Raw genomic sequence first — 18,181 nt, forward strand, 5'->3', positions numbered from 1 at the left:
GTGGAATCGACATCGACAACCATCGACGAACAGACCCGGGTCACCGCCACCACGATGACCAGACTGCGCGCCGGGCTGCCCGGCGCGATGCTCGCCGAGTTCTTCGGCACCTTTGTCCTGCTGTTGCTCGGACTGGGCACCTGCGCGCTCAACGTCGTCGGCCTGCCGGGCTCGGGACGCCAGACCGTACCGTTCGGCCCGGCGAACTGGCTGATCATCGTGTTCGGTTGGGCGTTCGCGGTGATGCTCGCGGCCTACGTCGCCGGCGGAATCAGCGGTGCACACCTCAACCCTGCGGTCACGCTGGCTTTCGCCGTGGCGCGAAAGTTCGACTGGCGCAACGTCATTCCGTACTGGATCGCCCAGCTGCTCGGGGCGTTCAGCGCCGCGGCCGCGGTGTACGCCGTCTACGGCCCGGCCATCGACAACTACACCGCGGCCAACCATCTGAGCAGGCCGGAGTCACAGGACACCTACTCGATCTTCGCGACGTTTCCCGCCCCCTACTTCCACGGCGGCTACCTGGGACCGCTGGTGGACCAGCTGGTCGGCACCGCCATCCTGGTGGCCCTGATCGCCGCGCTGATCGACCACCGCAACCAGGCGCCGGCCGGCAACATGGCGCCCTTGGTCATCGGCCTCGTCGTCGCGGTGATCGGGTGCTCGTATGGGACCAACGCGGGCTACGCGCTCAACCCCGCCCGGGACCTGGGACCACGCGTGTTCGCCTACCTCATGGGCTGGGGAAAGCTGGCCTTCCCCGGCGATTACGGCGGCACCACGCAGTACTGGTGGATCCCGCTCGTCGGCCCGCTGATCGGCGCGGTGATCGGCATCTTCCTCTACGACTTCTTCATCGGGCACGTGCTGGACGCGCGCGCGACGATGCTGCTCACCCCGGAGCCGGGTCTGGCCCCGCTGCCGACCACCGATGCCGCATCGACGGTGGCCGGCCCCGTCACCGTCGAGGACAGCGCGGATCCGGAAGGTTCAGCGGCAGAAGACGATCGGGCCGCCTAGCGGTGTATCAGGTGCCCGTCCACTTGGGCGGCCGCTTCTCGGCGAAGGCGATGGCGCCTTCTTTGGCGTCGTTGGAGGAGAACACCGGAGTCAACAGCTTGTTCTGCTCGGCGAACATCTCCTCGGGGCTCCAGCCGCGGGACTCGACGATGATCCGCTTGGTGGCGGCCACCGCGAGCGGCCCGTTCGCCGCGATCTTTTCGGCCAACTCAATCGCGGCGTCCAGCGCGGCGCCGGGTTCGGCCAGCACATTGACCATGCCCAGCGCATGCGCGCGTTCGGCGCTGAGGTTTTCACCGGTCAACGCCAGCTCCATGGCGATCGCGGACGGGATGCGCTGCGGCAGCCGCAGCAGCCCGCCGCCGCCGGCGACCAGGCCACGCTTGACCTCCGGAATGCCGAAAGCCGCGTCCTTCGAGGCCACGATCAGGTCGGTGGCCAGGGCCAGCTCGGTTCCGCCGGCCAGCGCGTAGCCCTCGACCGCCGCGATCAGCGGCTTGACCGGCGGACGCTCGGTGAAGCCCATGCCGCGGCCCTCGACGATGGGAAGCTCGCCGCGGGCGAAGGCCTTGAGATCCATGCCCGCGCAGAACGAGCCGCCCGCCCCGGTGAGGATGCCGACCGACAGGCCGGTCTCGTTGTCGAGCCGATCCGCGGCGGCGGCCAGGCCGTTGGCCACCGCGGAGTTGACCGCATTCTTGGCCTTCGGCCGGTTGATCGTGATGATGAGAATGCGATCCCGTTGTTCGACCAGAACTTCGGGTTCGTCGGCTGCTTCGGTCTCAGTGCTCACGTGCCGCACAGCTCCTTCGAGTAGGGGTGGCTGCTGTCGGACCGATGGTAACCGTCGCCGGAAATGGCGTTAACGTCCCCCGAGATCCCGCTTACCGCCGCTGGCGATTACTTACTGAACCGGGCCGCTCACGCCGGAGCCATGGCGGCCTCGACGACCGTTAACTGATCGGAAAGCCCTGCGGCTCTGCGGATTTCAATGAAGTCGGCGACCATGGCCTCGGAAACCTCGTGCGGATCCTCCAGGGTCGACCCGTCGGAGAGCACCGAGATGTTGAGCTGATCGACGTAGCTCCACACGGTGATGTTGAGGCCGCTGCCGGCGGTCAGCGGACCCACCGAATAGATCTCGGTGACCAGCGCCCCGCCCACCCGGCCACGCTCCCGCGGGCCGGGCACGTTGGAGATGTTCAGGTTGAGTAGCTTGTTGTGTCCGTCGCGGCCGGACGCCCACCGGAAGAAGGCCTGGGTGGGTGCGGGTGGCATGTAGGCCGCCCACCGGCTGACCAGCTCGGGTCCCATCAGCTGGTTGCTTTCCTTGGCCGCGATCGCGTTCTCGTGGCAGCACCGCACTCGTTCCAGCGGGTCGTCGGCATTGGTCGGCAGGCCTACCAGCACACCGGTGAAGCGATTGCCGGAGATCCGTTCCGGCGAGAAGTCGAAACTCATCGGTACCGACGCCAGCAGCGGTTCGGCCTTGCCGTCGTACCGCAGCAGCAGGGTGCGCAGCGCGCCGGTGGCCATGGCCAGCACCATGTCGTTGATCGTCGCCCCGAGTCGCTTGCCGGTCTCCTTGACGTCGGCCAGCGCCAGGGTGGCGGTGGCGAACCGGCGTTCCGCGGTGATCTTGTGGTTCATGAAGGTCGGCGGCGGCTCGAAGGGCCGCGTCAGTTCCGGCGAGAGCTTGCGCGAGCTGCGGCGGACCCGGCCCAGACCCTGGGCGGTGTAACGGATGGTGTGCGGCAGCCGCCCGACGTGGCGCATGTGGTCGGCGAATGCCGACGCCACCAGCTGCCGCGCGGTCGGCGCGGGGTCGCAGAGGCGCGGCCCGCCCTCCGGGCCCGGCTGCAGGTCCATGCCACGGGCCATCAGGTTCGCCGAGGCCACACCGTCGGCCAGGGCGTGGTGAATTTTGCCGACGACCGCAATCCTGTTGTTGGCCAAGCCTTCTACGAAGTACATCTCCCATAGCGGACGGCTGCGATCGAGTTGCGTGCTGGCGATTTGACCGATGGCCTCGTCCAATTCGCGGCGGCCCCCGGGCGGCGCTACCCGCCACGGCCGGATGTGATAGTCGAGATCGAGTTCGCAGTTCTCCCGCCACATCGGGTGGTGCAAGCTGAACGGCACCTCGACGAGCTGGTAGCAGAACGGCTCGAGCTTGTTCAGCCGCCCGGCGATGACTTCCCGAAACGCGTCGACGTTGAACGATCGGCGATCGGCGTCCAGTTCGATGACGGCCGCTTTGATGGTGTGCATGTGGACGTTCGGAGCTTCGCTGTACAGCAGTACAGCGTCCCACCCGCTAAGCCTTTTCACCGCTGCCCCTTGCCCATAGACGGACCATACTCAGCAGCGGCGATTCAGATAACCTCTTTCGCCCCAACGCGTGTCTTGGTGCGGTAGATCTGGTTGAGGAACAGCGACGTGACGTGCGCGGCGGCGCCGGCCCGTTCCCCGTCGATGAGGTCGTAGCCGTGGCCCGCCCCGGGGAATTCCAGGTAACCGACCAGCGAATGCGACACCGCCCGCAGCCGCTCGACGAAGCTGCGCGCCTGTTCGACCGGGATGACGGTGTCCTTGCTGCCGTGAATGATCAAAAATGGCGGCGCATTCCGGTGCACGCGCGCGATCGGGGACGCGTCGCGGAAGATCTCGGGACGACGGGCGATCGACTTCTTCACCACGACCCGCTCCAGGAACTCGACGAAGCGTTCGCGCTCCGGCGTCGAGCGGTCCTCCCAGTCGTAGCGACCATAGATTCCGACGACCGCGTCCACCGAGGTGTCCGCGCCCTCGGGCAGCTTCGCCTCGAATTGCGGATCGTCGGGGGTCAGCCCGGCGAGCGCGCACAGGTGGCCGCCGGCCGAACACCCTGCTATCGCAACGAAATTGCGGTCGCCGCCGAACTTGTCGACGTTGGCACGTGCCCATGCGATGGCGGTTTTGACGTCGATGATGTGGCGCGGCCAGCGGTGGTGCGGCGAGACGCGGTAGTTGACCGCCAGGCATACCCAGCCCTGTTCGGCGAGCCGTGACATGAGCGCCGATCCCTGGCCCATGCACTTGCCGTGCACCCAGGCTCCGCCCGGCAAGAAGATCAGGACCGGCGCGGGCTGTACGGGCAGCTCTTTGCGCCGCCAGACGTCGAGCACCTGATCGGGGTGGTCGCCATAGTGGACGCCGCGGCGGTGGAGATAACGGCGTTGGCGCAGACCGTCCCAGATCGGCGGCGTCTTCTCCGCGACCGGCCAATCCAACTCGAGATCCGCGGCCGACACGACCCCGCGCAACGCGGCGAGGGACACCTGCTGGGTGCTCGCCCGGTCGCGGCGCCGGACATCGTTGATTCCGGGGGTGAACCAGTCCTTGGTCGCCGCGGAGATCGCCTCCGGTGCATGTCGGGCGCCCCACACGCCCATGGCGGTCAGACCGCCCAGTGGCTCGAGGTGCTTGCCGACCACCGGCAGCGAAGCCCCCGCCACGCTCAATGCCAGCGCATAGTCGCCGGGGCGGGCCCGGAGCAACCATTTCACGCAATCGGTAATGCCCGGTCCATTCACCGTCATGAACGGGACTGTACCCCTCGCCACGTTTCGCAAACTGACGTTTCCGTAGAGCGGGCGACGATTCCGTGAGCGCTTTGCCCGACGCGCTCGCTGGATCGGGTAGTTACGCTGTTCGGACCGTTTTTCGCGGTTCGCTGAGTGCGGGGCGTTTTGCTGTGGACGACACGCTTATTTGGCGGTCAGGTCGGCGAGCACCCGGCCCCCGACAAGACGGACGCCGCTCAGCGTCAATCCCACCTGCGCCGCCAGTGCGGCGGCGCTGTCCACCCCGACCGATGCCCAGCGAAACCAGGGACCGACCTCCCCCGCCACCTCCAGCCGGACCCACCGCGAGCAGATGCCGATGGCCTCCGCTTCGAATTCGGCGACGCAGCGGCCGCCGCGGGCCAGTAGCTCGAAGGCGCGCCCGAGAATCCGCAACGGGTCCCCGCCGAGCCCGACATTGCCGTCGACCAACAGGACCGTCTGCCACAAACCGGTGCCCGGCAGCGGCTCGAACACGTCGCCCAACAGGGCCGGTGCGCCGCCGCGACCCGCCAGCTGGACCGCGGTCACCGACCGGTCGATGCCGAGTGCCGGGATGCCCCGCTGGATCAGCCTCGCCACCAACCGGCCGGGTCCGCATCCCAGCTCGATTGTCGGCCCGGTGCACATCTGCGTGACGGCTTCGTCGAAGACTTCGTCGAAGGCGCCACCAGATCCGTCATCGGGACATCGCACACCCAACCATCGGTGCGCCGGCAGGGGCCGCAGTTCGCCGTCGTCATGGCGAATCCAACATCGCTCGCCGCCGAGAGCCCGATCGTAGAGTTGCCCAAGCATTTCACGCCCCTCGCGTCCTGCCCGACCGGGCGGCGGGTCGGCGCTCGGTCCCCCCGCGGGACGTTGCGGCGACGTACCGGCAAACCCCAACAAACTGACGGCGAGCCCGCGCGTCAGCACTGCTCCGATACCCCGATCGCGGCTCGGCTAATCCATTCGTCATTCCAGGCATTGTCTGCGGCCACGGTGCAGCGCCCGGCTTGGTTCAACACCCGCGGCGGTCGGACGCGCGCGTCATCATCGCCGCGGTCGCGGGCGTTACCGAGTTACATTCTTGGCCAAGGCTTTACGGCGCCCGGTGGGCCCGTACCGGCCCGCAAAATCAGCCGAACAAGAACGCGTCCAGCAGATCGTTGACCCGCGCGGGGTCTTCGAGCGCCGCCAGGTGGGCGACCCCATCGAGCACGGTGAAGGACGCGCCGGGGATCGAGTCGGCCATGGCACGGGTCTCGGCAACCGGGAAGGTGGCGTCTTCGGCGCCGGCGACCACCAGCACCGGGGCGGTGACCCCAGCCAGCAGTGCGTGCTGGTCGGGCCGCGCGGACACCACGCTGCGCACCGCCCAGCGGACCGAACCGGTGTCCACCGACTGCACCCCTGCCCGCACGCCCCGCACCACGTCCGGGCGGGTGCGCAGCGTCGTCGGCCCCAAGAAAGCGCGGATGGCCGAGCGGGTCAGCGGCGGCCGGATCCCGCCAAGCGCCCTCGCCAACCACAGCATGGCTGCATACTGAATCCTTTGCGCGACACCGGCTTCCGACGCCGTGCAATTCATCAGCACCGCGCGGTCGAGGCGGTCGGGGTAGCGGGCGGCGAAGGTGCCGCCGATCATCCCGCCCCACGAGTTGCCCACGAAGTGCGCCCTGTCGATCTCGAGCCCGTCCATCAGGTCGACGACGCAGCGGGCGCAGTCGGTGAAGCTGAACATCGCGCGCAGCGGCGCACTGCCACCGTGGCCGGGCGGATCGATGAGCACCAGGCGATGGCTGTCGCCGAAGCGCGCGGCCTGGCCGGCCCACAGGTCGCCCGTCATCAACAGGCTGGGCCACATGAGGACGGCGGGCCCGGTGCCCGCGCTGACCTGAACGCGGAGCGTTCCGAGAGCCGTATCGACGACCCGCGAGGCCAGCCGGGGCTGACGGGCGGTCACGTTGCCTCCTGATGTCCGATCGGGCACGGCAGTTCCCAACTAGCCGTCCCCTGATTTTCCCCGTCGGTGATACTGATGCGGTGACGAACAACGATGTTCATCCTGACCTGCAGCGATTTGCCCGCATCGCGCCACGGCGGCTGATCGGCCCCCGGACCCTTCCGCTGATGCGGGCCGGGCTGACGTGGCGGGGGCGCCTCGGCAAGCCCGTCGCCGGCGTCGAGACGATCACCCTCGGTTCGGGGGTCGGCGTGCGGCTGTTCCGGCCCGCCGGGGCCACCGAGACCACGCCCGCGCTGCTGTGGATCCACGGCGGCGGATACGTGGTCGGCACCGCCCAGCAGGACGACCAGCTCTGCAGCGCGTTCAGCAGGCGGCTGGGCATCACCGTCGCGTCGGTGGATTACCGGCTGGCCCCCGAACATCCGTATCCGACACCGCTGGAAGACTGCTATGCGGCGCTGACCTGGCTGGCCGGGTTGCCATCGGTGGACCGCTACCGCATCGCCATCGGCGGGGCCAGCGCCGGCGGCGGCTTGGCGGCGGCGCTGGCCCTGCTGGCGCGGGACCGCGCCGAGGTGAGCCCGGCTTTCCAACTGCTGACCTACCCCATGCTCGACGACCGCAGCTCGGCCACCGCGCCCAGTGCGAACTACCGGCTGTGGGACAACCGCAGCAACAGGTTCGGCTGGGCGGCCTATCTCGGCAACGCCGACCCGGCCGTCGCCGTCCCCGGGCGCCGCGACGACCTCAGCGGATTGCCGCCGGCGTGGATCGGTGTGGGCACGCACGACCTGTTCCACGACGAAGACCTGGCCTACGCCGAACGACTGAAGGCCGCCGGGGTGCCGTGTCAGGTCGAGACCATTCCGGGCGCCTTCCACGGCTTCGATCTGGTCTTGCCGAAAGCTCGAGTGTCCCGGCGATTTTTCGACAGCCAATGCGACAGCCTGCGCGCCGCGCTCGTCCCGGCCGGCTGAGACCGATCACATCGCGAAGTACACCAGCTCACCGCCGATGACCGTGGCCGCCACCAGGCCGGCGTCCAGGGCGGCCAGCGCCGTGGCCGGCGGTTCGTTCAGCACACACAGGTCCCCCGGCTGCCCGACTTCGACGGTGCGCGGTCGGCCGGGCTGATCCGCCCGGCCCAAGAACATCGTCAAAGCCGCTCTCGCCGAGACACATTCGCGCGGTCCCAGGACGGCGCCCCGTGGCGTGGTGCGGTGTACCGCGGCGCGCATCGCCGTCCACGGGTCGCCATGACCGAACGGCATGTCGGTGGACAGCGCGACCGGCACCTGCGCGCGGCGCAGAGATTCGACCCGCCACAGCTGATCGTGCTCGGCCGCAGGGACCTCGGCCAGATACTGATCGCCACGCTCGGCGACGAAGTTCGGCTGCGTCACCACCGTGACCCCGAGCTCGGCCAGGTCGGCCAGCTGGTCGTCGGACACCACGGCGGCGTGTTCGATGCGGTCCTGCGGATGACCGCCGGCCTCGCGCAGGGCCGCGACGGTCACCACCAGCTGGGCGGCCGTCACGCAGTGCACGGCGACGGGCCGCCCGCTATCATGCTGGCGCACAATCCATTCCGTGAGATCGTTCAGGTCCAGGCGATCGTCGTGCAGGATCATCTTGCCCGGTGACAAAAAACTCAGCCGCGGCCGGAACTCACCGCGCTGGTGCGCCGCCGTCAGCGACGCCATGTCGTCGGCATCGAGATCGGGGGTGGCGTCGGTGACGCCGGTGACCCCGGTCGCGGTGATCTGGCGGCTCAGTTCCGCCAGGTCGGATTCGCGCCGCTGCAACGCCAGCGACCAGCCGCGGTCGGCGCTGCGCAGCCGCCCGTCCGGATGCTCGGCCAGGCCGACCCGGCCCAGCGCCTCGGAATTGAGAATCCACAGCGCCCCACTGCGATGCTGGATGCGCACCGGAACGTCCCGAACGATGGCGTCAAGGGCGCCCCGATCGAGTTCTCCGGCAACCGAATCGTGGTATCCCACCGCGCGAATCCAGCCGTCGGGACCCGGTGTGGCGTTCGCCAGCAATCGGGTGAACTGCGATTCGGTGCTGACCCCGGGCGGCCCGACGAAGAACGAATCCAGCGCCGAGGCCGCCGAGCGCAGGTGCACGTGGTGGTCGTGCAGGCCGGGCAGCACGGTGCCGCCGCCCGCGTACAGCACACCCTCCCCCGCTCTGGGCGCCAGACCCTCGCCCGGCGCCATCTCCTCGATCAGCGCGCCCACCCGGATATCTGTGGTGGTGCCGTCCAGCAGGGTAGCGCGTTGAATCAGCATGACAGCAAACGCCTTTGACCGACCAGGTGGCGCACCACGTCGTTGTCGGCACCCAGCCCGGACGCCGGACGCGACGCCGTCGGGGCCGACGGTGCCGACACCGGCGCCGACGAGGCCGACGGCGCGACCGGCAGCGCCGCATAGGTCGCGGCCACCCCTGCCATGGATAACCGAATCAACTCACCACCACCGCGGCCCAGCGATTCGGCCACCGCCAGTGTTGCCTCCAGCCCGGCCAGTGGGTCGGCGATGGCGTCTGCGCAGAACACCGGCCCCTCGGCGCTGCTGCCGACCAGGCCACCGGCCACCGCGGCGTCGTCGCCGAAGCCCGGCCTCAGGCCGTCATATCCGGTGATTTGCAACCAGATTCGGCCCGCGCGCGGCGTTACGGCATCGGGCCCGAGTCCCCGGCGCGCCAACGCCGCCGGCCGCGAACCCTCGATGACGACGTCACTGACCGCGAGCAGTTCACCCAACTCGTCGGCCTGGCTGTCGAAATCGACTCGGTAGCTGAGCTTTTCGCTGTTGATCCAATCGAAAAAGGCGGGCACCCCGGCCCGGGTGCCGTCCGGGCGGCGCGGGCTTTCGACCTTCACGACGGTCGCTCCGGCGCGGGCCAGCAGCCGTCCGCACAACGGGCCCGCCCACATCGAGGACAGATCGGCCACCAGCAGGCCACGCGGGCCACGCGGTCCCACCCGCGATCCGGTGGGGTGTATCCACGCCGGCGCGGGCGTCGCCTCGCCCAGGCAGGCCGCCGGGATGTCCAGCAGCCCCGCCCGCTCGACGATCTCGGCCACCGGACGGGCGGCGGCCCAGCGTTGCAGCACCGGCCACGGGTCGGCGGCCACCGCATCGGCCTGCAGCAGCGCCGGGACGGCCTCGACGTCGTCGGCGCGCGAGAGGGTCAGCGCGCAGAAGCCGTCGCGCGCGGCGAGCAGGCGGGTGCCGCCGCCGGGCGACACCCGGCCGGCACGCGTCAGCCCCAGCAACGCGGCCCGTCCCGCCAGCAGGCTTGCCGCGTCGACACCGATACCCAGTCGCTCGCCGACGGCCGCGGCGACCTCACGCGCGCGGGTCAGCACGCTGGCGCGGGAGAAGTCGGCGGGGCCATCGGGCAGCCCGGTCAAGTAGGCCAGACCGCTGCTCGCCCACTCCTTGACCTGACTGGACTCCCGCTTTAGCGAAGCCGAACTCACGCCCCCATTGTGCGCGTAACCCGCTGCGCCGCGGCGACCGGCAAACCCGCTCAGAACTGCAGCGCGCGAAACCGCCAGTCCAGCACCGGACGGTCCGGCTCGCCCGCGGTCTCGCTGACCGCGTACACCAGCGAGCGCAGCCCCAGCACGCCGCCGTGTTCGGTCGGCTCGGCGGATTCGATGTGCAACTCGCTGTACAGGGTGTCGCCCTCGTGGACGGGTCCGGTGTGGTCGCAGGATTGCCAGTCCAGCACCGTCACCAGATTGGGCAGCAACCTGCTCGCCTGCGCCAGGGCCAGCCCGATGGCATGCCCGCCATACACCAGCCGGCGCCCACCGACCCGCGAATCATGATGCGTGGCAGCGATATTCAAAGTCAGCCGAGCGAGTTCGGGCGCGCTGCTGACCACGTCGGCGGTGCTGTGCAACACCGAACCCGCCAGGCCGGCATCGAAGTGCGGGCCGGGCACCTTGTCGCGGAACGCCGCGCCGTCCCACTGCGCGGTCGGATCGTGGGCCGGGCCGGGTACGTCGGCACCGATGATGGACAGGTCGTCGTGCGGCGCATCCTCGGGCGTGAAATCGGGGCCGGCGGGCAGCATGGCGCACCGGTAGAAGTCGAGCACCAGCTGATCGGCCTGGTCGATGGTGATCATCCGCAACGCCGCCAGCCCGGTCGGCGCACGGCCCGGTTTGGGCGAATTGGCACGCAGCCCAACCACTTCGGTGCGGGTGTAGAGCGAATCGCCGATGACCGGAAACCGGTGAAAGACCAGGCCGCGATAGAACAGGTTGGCTTTGACCCGCTGGGTCCCCAGCGTCGATTGCCCGATCGCCACGTCGCACACCAGACCCGGATGGGCCAGCGGCGCCGGCAGGCCCGTCACCGCCCCGCACAGGTCGGCGTCCAGCGACAGACGCAGCCGGTCTCCCACGATCGCCTGGTGAGCCCCCGCCAACCCGGACGACAACGTCATCGACGGCGCCCAGTCGAAAACCTGCCCCACCGCAAGGTCGTCGAAGTACGGTCCGCCCTCGCGAATGGCCGCATACCCCTCACTCGTCACAACGCCCCATGCTGGCACGCTGTGGAATCGAGGGGCGGCGCGGGTCGCCTCCATCAAGACGGAGGCCGATCACAGGTGAACGACGAAGAAGAGATGCTGATCGCCACGGTGCGGGCGTTCATCGACCGCGACGTCAAGCCGCGCATTCGCGAGGTCGAGCACGCCAACACCTACCCCGAGGCGTGGATCGAACAGATGAAGCGGATCGGCATCTACGGTCTGGCCGTTCCTGAGGAATACGGCGGTTCGCCGGTGTCAATGCCCTGCTACGTGCGGGTCACCGAGGAATTGGCGCGCGGCTGGATGAGCCTGGCCGGTGCGATGGGCGGGCACACTGTGGTCGCCAAGCTGCTGGCGCTGTTCGGTACCGAGGAGCAGAAGCGCGCCTACCTGCCGCGGATGGCCAGCGGTGAAATGCGCGCCACCATGGCATTGACCGAGCCCGGCGGCGGCTCGGATCTGCAGAACATGACGACCACCGCGCTGCCCGATGCCGACGATGCCGATCACCTGGTGATCAACGGATCCAAGACCTGGATCAGCAACGCGCGCCGTTCCGGCCTGATCGCGCTGTTGTGCAAGACCGACCCGGACGCCAGGCCGCGGCACAAGGGCATTTCGATCATGCTCGTCGAGCACGGACCGGGTCTGACGGTGTCGCGCGATCTGCCGAAGTTGGGTTACAAAGGCGTGGAATCCTGCGAGCTGTCATTCGACAACTTTCGGGCACCGCGAACGGCGTTGCTGGGCGGCGTTGCGGGCGAAGGCTTTTCACAGATGATGAAGGGGCTCGAGACGGGACGCATCCAGGTGGCCTCCCGCGCCCTGGGCGTTGCCACCGCGGCGCTCGAGGATGCGCTGGCCTACGCCCAGCAGCGCGAGAGCTTCGGCCGGCCGATCTGGCAGCACCAGTCGATCGGTAACTACTTGGCCGACATGGCGACCAAGCTCACCGCGGCCCGCCAGCTCACCCGGTATGCCGCGGAACGATACGACAGCGGCGAACGCTGCGACATGGAGGCCGGGATGGCCAAATTGTTCGCCTCGGAGGTCGCCATGGAGATCGCGCTGAACGCGGTGCGAATCCACGGGGGCTACGGCTATTCCACCGAGTACGACGTCGAACGCTACTTCCGGGACGCGCCGCTGATGATCGTCGGCGAAGGCACCAACGAGATCCAGCGCAATGTCATCGCCCGGCAACTGGTGACCCGGGGTGGGATCTGATCCCGTGAAGCTCTGCGGCCGCAGAACGAAGGTTGAGAGTATATTTACCTGACTTCTGAACCGAAGGGAAAGGCAGCCGCCATGAGTTATCCTCCCGCGCCGCCCGGAGGTTCGCCCGAATGGCCGGGGCAACAACCAGAATGGCAAGGCCAACACCCGGAATGGCAAGGCCAACACCCGGAATGGCAAGGCCAACAACCGGACTGGCAGGGCCAGCCGCCGCCCGGGTACCCGCCGCAGCCGCCGCCGGCGTGGCCGGCCCAGCCGCCCGCGGGATGGCCGGCGCCGCAGCCCGGCTGGCAGGGTCAGCCGGAGCCGGAAAACTATCTGGTCTGGGCGATCCTGGTCACGGTGCTGTGCTGCCTGCCGTTCGGGATCGTGTCGATCGTCTATTCCAACAAGGTGTCCGCGCTGTGGGCGCAGGGCCGCTACGCCGAGGCCTATGAGGCGTCCAACAACGCCAAAAAATGGGCCATCATCGGCGCGGTCGTGGGCGCCGTCGCCCTCGTGATCGGCGTGGTGCTGTGGTTCGGGATCCTGGCGGCGGTTGTTTCCACCATCCCCTCGACGACCACCACCACCTATTCGGGTTACTGAGGCTGGCGGATCCCGGTGGCGGGCAGCGTCGAAAGCGCGCTGCGCCAAATGCCAACGGATTCATCGTTTCCTGTCGTTGAATGGGCCGGTTGTCCGGCTTGTTTCGACGTCTCTGCCCACTGATCACAGCTGCGCTGGGGATTGGGAGCCGAGCATCGGCCGGCCCGATTTTGTCGGTGGTGGTTGCGATGATGGGGTCATGTCTTCGATCGCGTCTGCTGGCGCTGTGGTGGTGAGTCCCGCCGAGCGTCTTGAGGTGTTGTTTGAGGAGTTGGCGGAATTGGCCGGTCAACGCAATGCGATTGATGGGCGCATCGTGGAGATCGTCGCCGAAATCGATCGCGATGAGCTGTGCGGGATGACCGGGGCGCGGTCGGTGCCGGCGTTGGTTGCCTGGAAGCTGGGTTCGTCATCGGCCAATGCGCACACGATCACCACCATCGCGGGCCGGCTGCAGGAGTTCCCGCGATGCGCCCAAGGAATGCGGGAGGGCCGGCTGTCGCTGGACCAGGTTGGAGTGATTGCGGCGCGGGCTGGGCAGGGTTCTGATGAGCATTACGCAGAGCTTGCGTCGGTTGCGACGGTTAACCAGCTGCGTACCGCGGTCAAGCTGGAGCCGCGACCGGACCCCGAGCCCCGGCGTGAGGTGGAGCCGTCGATCACCTCGACGGTCACCGAGCAGGGCAGCTGCTATCGAATCACCCTGGGCCACCTGGACGCGGCGAAGTTCGACGCGGCCCTGGCGTCGCATCGGGATGCGCTGATCGCCGAGTGGAAGCGTGACCATGGCGGCTCCGCATCAGATACCGCACCCCCGATGCCGGGCAGTGTTGAGGCGTTCATGCGCCTGGTGGAGGCGGGCTGGGACGCCGAGGCGACCCGCCGCCCGCACGGGCAGCACACCACGGTGGTGGTGCATCTCGACGTCGCCGAGCGCGCGGCCGCACTGCATCTGGGTGCGCTGCTCTCCGATGCCGATCGCCGATACCTGACCTGTGATGCCACCTGTAAAGTGTGGTTCGAACGTGACGGTCAGGTCATCGGGGCCGGGCGGGCGACCCGGCTGATCAGCCGGCGGCTGCGCCGCGCGCTGGAGCATCGCGACCGGATGTGCGCGGTTCCCGGCTGTGGGGCCACCCGGGGTCTGCACGCCCACCACATCCGGCACTGGGAAGACGGCGGCCCCACCGAGTTGGACAACCTGGTGCTGGTCTGCCCCTATCACCACCGCGCCCACCACCGCGGCCTGATCACCATCACCGGATTCCCAGACGCCCTCGTCGTCACCGATGACGCCGGGCGACCGCTTCGCCCGGGATCACTGGCACGCCCACCCACTCAACCCCCACCCGCGGTGCCACCCTGCCCAGGACCCACCGGCGAACGCGCCGACTGGTGGTGGTACACACCCTTCCAACCCCAACCACCACCCACCAACAACTAACCCGGTTACCGGGGTGGGTGAAACACGTTGACGGGTCATACGGTTTCCCGCTGGGCATCGATCACTGCTCTACTGACCGCTGACCGTTGACGGCTGACGGTGGCCGTAAACCCAACGGACACAGGGTATTCAACACGCTTGCCCGCGCAAAGACCGTCGGCGCAGCACGGACGCTAGTGTTGTGAGTCGTTAATTCGCTTGCAGTAGTTGGCGATGGATTCGAGGATTTGATCGGCGGTCTTGGTCCAGACGTAGGGGCGCGGGTTGTCGTTCCAGGTGTCGATCCAGGCGCGGATGTCGGTGTTGAGTTGGCGCACCGAGGTGTGGGTGCCACGGCGCAGTTTTTTGGTGGTCAGTTCGGCGAACCAGCGCTCGACGAGGTTGAGCCAGCTTGAGCTGGTCGGGGTGAAGTGCAACACGAAGCGTGGGTGAGCGTTCAGCCAGCGTTTGACCTGCGGTGTTTTGTGCGTGGAGGCATTGTCCAAGACGACATGGCAGTCCAAGTCGGCAGGCACCGCGGTGTCGATCTTCTTGAGGAAGGCCAGAAATTCCTGGGCGCGGTGACGCGAGTGCAGGGCACCGATGACCTGGCCGGTGGCCAGATCCAGGGCGGCATACAAGCTCGAGGTGCCATGGCGGACGTAGTCGTGGCTGGCTCGCGCCGGCGTGCCGGGCAGCATCGGGAACACCGGTGCGGTGCGGTTGAGGGCCTGGATCTGGGTTTTCTCATCCACGCACAACACCACCGCCCGCTCGGGTGGGTTCAGATACAACCCGACGACGTCACGGACCTTCTGGACAAACAGCGGGTCTTTGGACAGCTTCCACGAATCCTGTTTGTGCGGAGCCAATCCGAACGCCCGCCACACCCGCGAGACCATCGACTGGCTCAAACCCAGATGCTCGGCCATCGACCGCGTCGACCAGTGCGTGGCATCGGGGGGCGTGGTCTCTAGCGTCGCGGTGATCAACGCTTCAATCCGCTCATCACCGACCACCCGGGGCCGGCCCGGGCGCGGCTCGTCGAGCAATCCCTCCAGGCGGTCAGCGGCAAAGCGATTACGCCACTTGGTCACCATTCCCCGCGTGATACCCAGATCGCGTGCTACCTCGGTATTACTCGAATCCCCTTCGCAGGCAAGCACAATCCGCGAGCGCAAGGCCAACGCCTGGGCGCTCTTGGGGCGGCGCGCCCATCCCTGCAACTGCTCACGTTCCTCATCGGTCAACACCACGGGCACAGCAATCGGACTCGGCACACCCCAAGTCTACCCAGTGATCGCGAATTAACGACTCGCGACACTAGATCTCGTCCACCAGCCCCCAGGCCAGCGCGGTCCGCGCGTCAACCGTACGGCCGGACAATACGAGATACGCTGTGCGCCAACGGCCTATCCGCCGGGTGACACTGACGGTGCCGCCGGCCCCGGGCAGCAGCCCCAACGCCAGCTCGGGCAGCCCGAACACCGCATCGTCGCGGGCGGTGACCCATCCGCAGAACGCCGCCATCTCCAGTCCACTGCCCAGCACCCGGCCGTGCACCTCGGCACGGCAGCCGCGGCCCAGCCGGGCGGCCAGTGCGTCGAGGGCAAGAGCCGGGCTGTAGCGGGTGCGAGCCAGGTGCGCACTCGCCGGATCGGCGAAGGTGCCGAATTCGGCCAGATCCCCGCCGCTGCAGAAGGACGGACCGTTGCCGCTCAACACGACGCCGGTGACCGACGGATCCAGCTGCGCGACCGTCAATGCCTCCAATAGCGCGGCGCGCGCATCGGTGGAGAAGGCGTTGTGCCGTTGCGGCCGGTTGAACGCGATGCGCACGACATCGCCGTCGCGACTCGCCCGCACCGGGTCGACGATCTCCGGCATGCGGACCGGGCCGCGGTCGCGTAACCACCGCGCGAACTCCGGACCGGCCTGCAGGGTCGAGTACGCCAACGACTCCGCCACCACCCCGGACAGCGTCGGGGCATGCGGATCGACGCCACGCAGCACGTCGTCACAGATCGCGCTGGCCTGCGGCCAGCGTTCGCAGCGCGCCGTCAGCTCGTCGACGGCCGCCGGCACCGAATCCACGGTGACCACCCGCCGGTCGGCGCAGGGCGCCTCGGTCAGCGTGAAAGTCGCTGCGTCAAGCCACAATCCGGCCGCGGCGATATCGGCGGCCGAGCCGACGGCGACGATCACACCGGGCGGCGACGCCGGGCCGTGCTGCGGCGCGCTCGACAGGTCGACCACCCGGAGCATCGGTCACACCGAGTACTTCTCGATCAGCCCATTCTTGTAGAGCTTGCCGGTGTCGGTGCGCGGCAGCTGCGCTTCGAACGCGATCGATCGCGGGCATTTGTAGTGCGCCAACCGGTCTCGCAGCCACACCGTCAACTCGTCGGCGAATTCGTCGGTGGCGTCGGCAGGATCGACGGTCTGCACGGCCGCCATGACGCGCTGGCCCATCTCGTCGTCGGGCACCCCGAACACCGCGGCGTCCAACACCTTCGGGTGAGTGACCAGCAGGTTCTCGGCTTCCTGCGGATAGATGTTCACCCCGCCGGAGATGATCATGTGGTGACGCCGGTCGGTCAGATACAGGTAACCCTCCTCGTCGAGGTAGCCGATGTCCCCGACGGTGGCCCAGCCGTGCTTGTCGCGCGACGAGGCGGTTTTCGCGGCATCGTTGAGGTATTCGAAGGAATAACCGCCCTCGAAGTAGATCTCGCCGGCCTGCCCTGGCGGCAATTCGTTGCCGTGTTCATCGAGAATGTGCACGGCGCCCCCCATGGGTTTGCCGACCGAACCCGGATGCGCCAGCCAATCTTCGGCGGTGATCAGCGTCGACCCGTGCGCCTCCGAGGACGCGTAGTACTCGTCGATGATCGGCCCCCACCAGTCGATCATCTGCTTCTTGATTTCCACCGGGCAGGGGGCCGCCGCGTGCATCACCCGCTGCAGGCTGGACAAGTCATACGAATGGCGAACCCGCTCAGGCAGTTTCAGCATGCGGGTGAACATCGCCGGAACGAACTGGCCGTGCGTGATCCGGTGCCGCTGGATGGCGTCAAGGCAGCCTTCGGCGTCGAATTTCTCCATCACGACGGTGGTGATCCCACCGGCCTGCGCGCTCATCGACCACACCGACGGTGCCGTGTGGTACAACGGCGCCGGGCTCAGATAGATCGAGTCGGGCGTCATCCAGAAACCGACCAGCGCAGACATCATGCCGGGCGCCTCGGCCGGTGGCACGTGCGGCAATTCGCGTTTGATGCCCTTGGGCCGGCCGGTGGTGCCCGACGAATACTGCAGCAGGTCGCCCTCGATCTCGTCATCGATCGGGGTATCGGGCTGGCCGGCAACGCATTCCGGGTAACGCTCCCAGCCCGGCAGGTCGCCGTCGGCGATCAGCAGCAGCTCGGGAAGTCCACCCGGCAGATGCTCGGCCAGGCCGGCCAGGGTGTCGCGCAGCGCCGCCGAGCCGATAATGGCCTGCGCGCTGCTGTTGTCGATGATGTAGGCCGCCTCTGCCGCGGTCAGATGGGTGTTGATCGGCACGTAGTACAAACCGCTGCGTCGAGCCGCCCACATCACCGCGTGGATGTGCTCGTTGTTCTCCATCAGGATCGCGACGGTGTCGCCCTCGCGCAGACCCGCGTCGCGAAACCGGTGCGCCAGTCGATTGGCACGGGCTTCGAGGTCGTCAAAAGTGATGACCGTTCCGGACGGGTACAGGATGAGAGCAGGTTTGTCAGCGCCGAGGTAGGGGCGGATCTGCATGCGCAGACTGTA

16 protein-coding genes are annotated in these 18,181 nt (G+C 68.1%); 5 read left to right on the forward strand and 11 right to left on the reverse strand.

Annotation, left to right across the window (positions count from 1 at the left end; translation table 11 throughout):
• Positions 1-1,020 carry an MIP/aquaporin family protein gene (locus tag ACIUM1_RS12940; RefSeq protein ID WP_406813097.1) on the forward strand — a complete coding sequence of 340 codons (1,020 nt, stop codon included), beginning with the start codon at positions 1-3 and terminating at the stop codon, positions 1,018-1,020.
• 7 nt (positions 1,021-1,027) lie between these two features.
• Here ACIUM1_RS12940 and ACIUM1_RS12945 read toward each other — a convergent pair whose 3' ends face one another.
• From ACIUM1_RS12945 to ACIUM1_RS12965, 5 genes are all read right to left on the reverse strand, one after another.
• Positions 1,028-1,813: a crotonase/enoyl-CoA hydratase family protein gene (locus ACIUM1_RS12945; protein WP_406813098.1), complete on the reverse strand. Its 786-nt coding sequence runs from the start codon at positions 1,811-1,813 to the stop codon at positions 1,028-1,030.
• A gap of 128 nt (positions 1,814-1,941) precedes the next feature.
• A complete protein-coding gene (locus ACIUM1_RS12950) occupies positions 1,942-3,351 on the reverse strand; it encodes a WS/DGAT/MGAT family O-acyltransferase (protein WP_406813099.1) in 1,410 nt (469 codons plus the stop codon).
• A 44-nt stretch (positions 3,352-3,395) separates the two neighbouring features.
• Complete coding sequence (locus ACIUM1_RS12955; RefSeq protein ID WP_406813100.1) at positions 3,396-4,601, reverse strand: alpha/beta hydrolase fold domain-containing protein; 1,206 nt, start codon at positions 4,599-4,601, stop codon at positions 3,396-3,398.
• Positions 4,602-4,769: 168 nt separating this feature from the next.
• On the reverse strand, positions 4,770-5,423 hold the full coding sequence (locus tag ACIUM1_RS12960) for an SAM-dependent methyltransferase (RefSeq protein WP_406813102.1): 654 nt from the start codon (positions 5,421-5,423) through the stop codon (positions 4,770-4,772).
• Positions 5,424-5,745: 322 nt separating this feature from the next.
• Entirely contained in the window at positions 5,746-6,474 is a 729-nt protein-coding gene (locus tag ACIUM1_RS12965) for an alpha/beta fold hydrolase (protein WP_406817660.1), read from the reverse strand.
• Positions 6,475-6,653: 179 nt separating this feature from the next.
• On the opposite strand from ACIUM1_RS12965, the gene ACIUM1_RS12970 reads away from it, so the two are divergent.
• Positions 6,654-7,553 (forward strand): alpha/beta hydrolase, encoded by a 900-nt coding sequence (locus ACIUM1_RS12970; RefSeq protein WP_406813103.1) that lies wholly within the window; start codon positions 6,654-6,656, stop codon positions 7,551-7,553.
• A 6-nt stretch (positions 7,554-7,559) separates the two neighbouring features.
• Here the strand turns inward: ACIUM1_RS12970 and ACIUM1_RS12975 are convergent, their stop codons facing one another.
• Genes ACIUM1_RS12975 through ACIUM1_RS12985 form a run of 3 tightly spaced genes read right to left on the reverse strand, consistent with a single transcriptional unit; the run spans position 7,560 to position 11,136 of the window.
• The gene (locus ACIUM1_RS12975; RefSeq protein ID WP_406813104.1) at positions 7,560-8,870 is read right to left on the reverse strand and encodes an amidohydrolase family protein; all 1,311 of its coding nucleotides are present in this window, start codon (positions 8,868-8,870) and stop codon (positions 7,560-7,562) included.
• Positions 8,864-10,069 carry a CoA transferase gene (locus tag ACIUM1_RS12980; RefSeq protein ID WP_406813105.1) on the reverse strand — a complete coding sequence of 402 codons (1,206 nt, stop codon included), beginning with the start codon at positions 10,067-10,069 and terminating at the stop codon, positions 8,864-8,866. Before ACIUM1_RS12980 ends, ACIUM1_RS12975 begins: the two co-directional genes overlap by 7 nt.
• A gap of 50 nt (positions 10,070-10,119) precedes the next feature.
• A complete protein-coding gene (locus ACIUM1_RS12985) occupies positions 10,120-11,136 on the reverse strand; it encodes a MaoC family dehydratase (protein ID WP_406813106.1) in 1,017 nt (338 codons plus the stop codon).
• A 75-nt stretch (positions 11,137-11,211) separates the two neighbouring features.
• On the opposite strand from ACIUM1_RS12985, the gene ACIUM1_RS12990 reads away from it, so the two are divergent.
• The 3 genes from ACIUM1_RS12990 to ACIUM1_RS13000 all read left to right on the forward strand — a co-directional run bounded on the left by ACIUM1_RS12990 (position 11,212) and on the right by ACIUM1_RS13000 (position 14,404).
• Complete coding sequence (locus ACIUM1_RS12990) at positions 11,212-12,363, forward strand: acyl-CoA dehydrogenase family protein (RefSeq protein WP_406813107.1); 1,152 nt, start codon at positions 11,212-11,214, stop codon at positions 12,361-12,363.
• A gap of 81 nt (positions 12,364-12,444) precedes the next feature.
• The gene (locus ACIUM1_RS12995) at positions 12,445-12,960 is read left to right on the forward strand and encodes a CD225/dispanin family protein (RefSeq protein WP_406813108.1); all 516 of its coding nucleotides are present in this window, start codon (positions 12,445-12,447) and stop codon (positions 12,958-12,960) included.
• 199 nt (positions 12,961-13,159) lie between these two features.
• Positions 13,160-14,404 carry an HNH endonuclease signature motif containing protein gene (locus tag ACIUM1_RS13000; RefSeq protein WP_406813109.1) on the forward strand — a complete coding sequence of 415 codons (1,245 nt, stop codon included), beginning with the start codon at positions 13,160-13,162 and terminating at the stop codon, positions 14,402-14,404.
• Between the two features lie 173 nt (positions 14,405-14,577).
• Here ACIUM1_RS13000 and ACIUM1_RS13005 read toward each other — a convergent pair whose 3' ends face one another.
• The 3 genes from ACIUM1_RS13005 to fadD4 are packed head-to-tail and all read right to left on the reverse strand — an operon-like array spanning position 14,578 to position 18,169.
• Complete coding sequence (locus tag ACIUM1_RS13005; protein WP_406813110.1) at positions 14,578-15,663, reverse strand: IS630 family transposase; 1,086 nt, start codon at positions 15,661-15,663, stop codon at positions 14,578-14,580.
• A gap of 43 nt (positions 15,664-15,706) precedes the next feature.
• A complete protein-coding gene (locus tag ACIUM1_RS13010; protein WP_406813111.1) occupies positions 15,707-16,648 on the reverse strand; it encodes an enoyl-CoA hydratase/isomerase family protein in 942 nt (313 codons plus the stop codon).
• Between the two features lie 3 nt (positions 16,649-16,651).
• Positions 16,652-18,169, reverse strand: coding sequence for a fatty-acid--CoA ligase FadD4 (gene fadD4 / locus ACIUM1_RS13015; RefSeq protein ID WP_406813112.1), 1,518 nt, complete (start codon positions 18,167-18,169; stop codon positions 16,652-16,654).
• Positions 18,170-18,181 lie beyond the last annotated feature (12 nt).

This window comes from Mycobacterium sp. M23085 (assembly GCF_045343915.1).
Taxonomy (GTDB): domain Bacteria; phylum Actinomycetota; class Actinomycetes; order Mycobacteriales; family Mycobacteriaceae; genus Mycobacterium.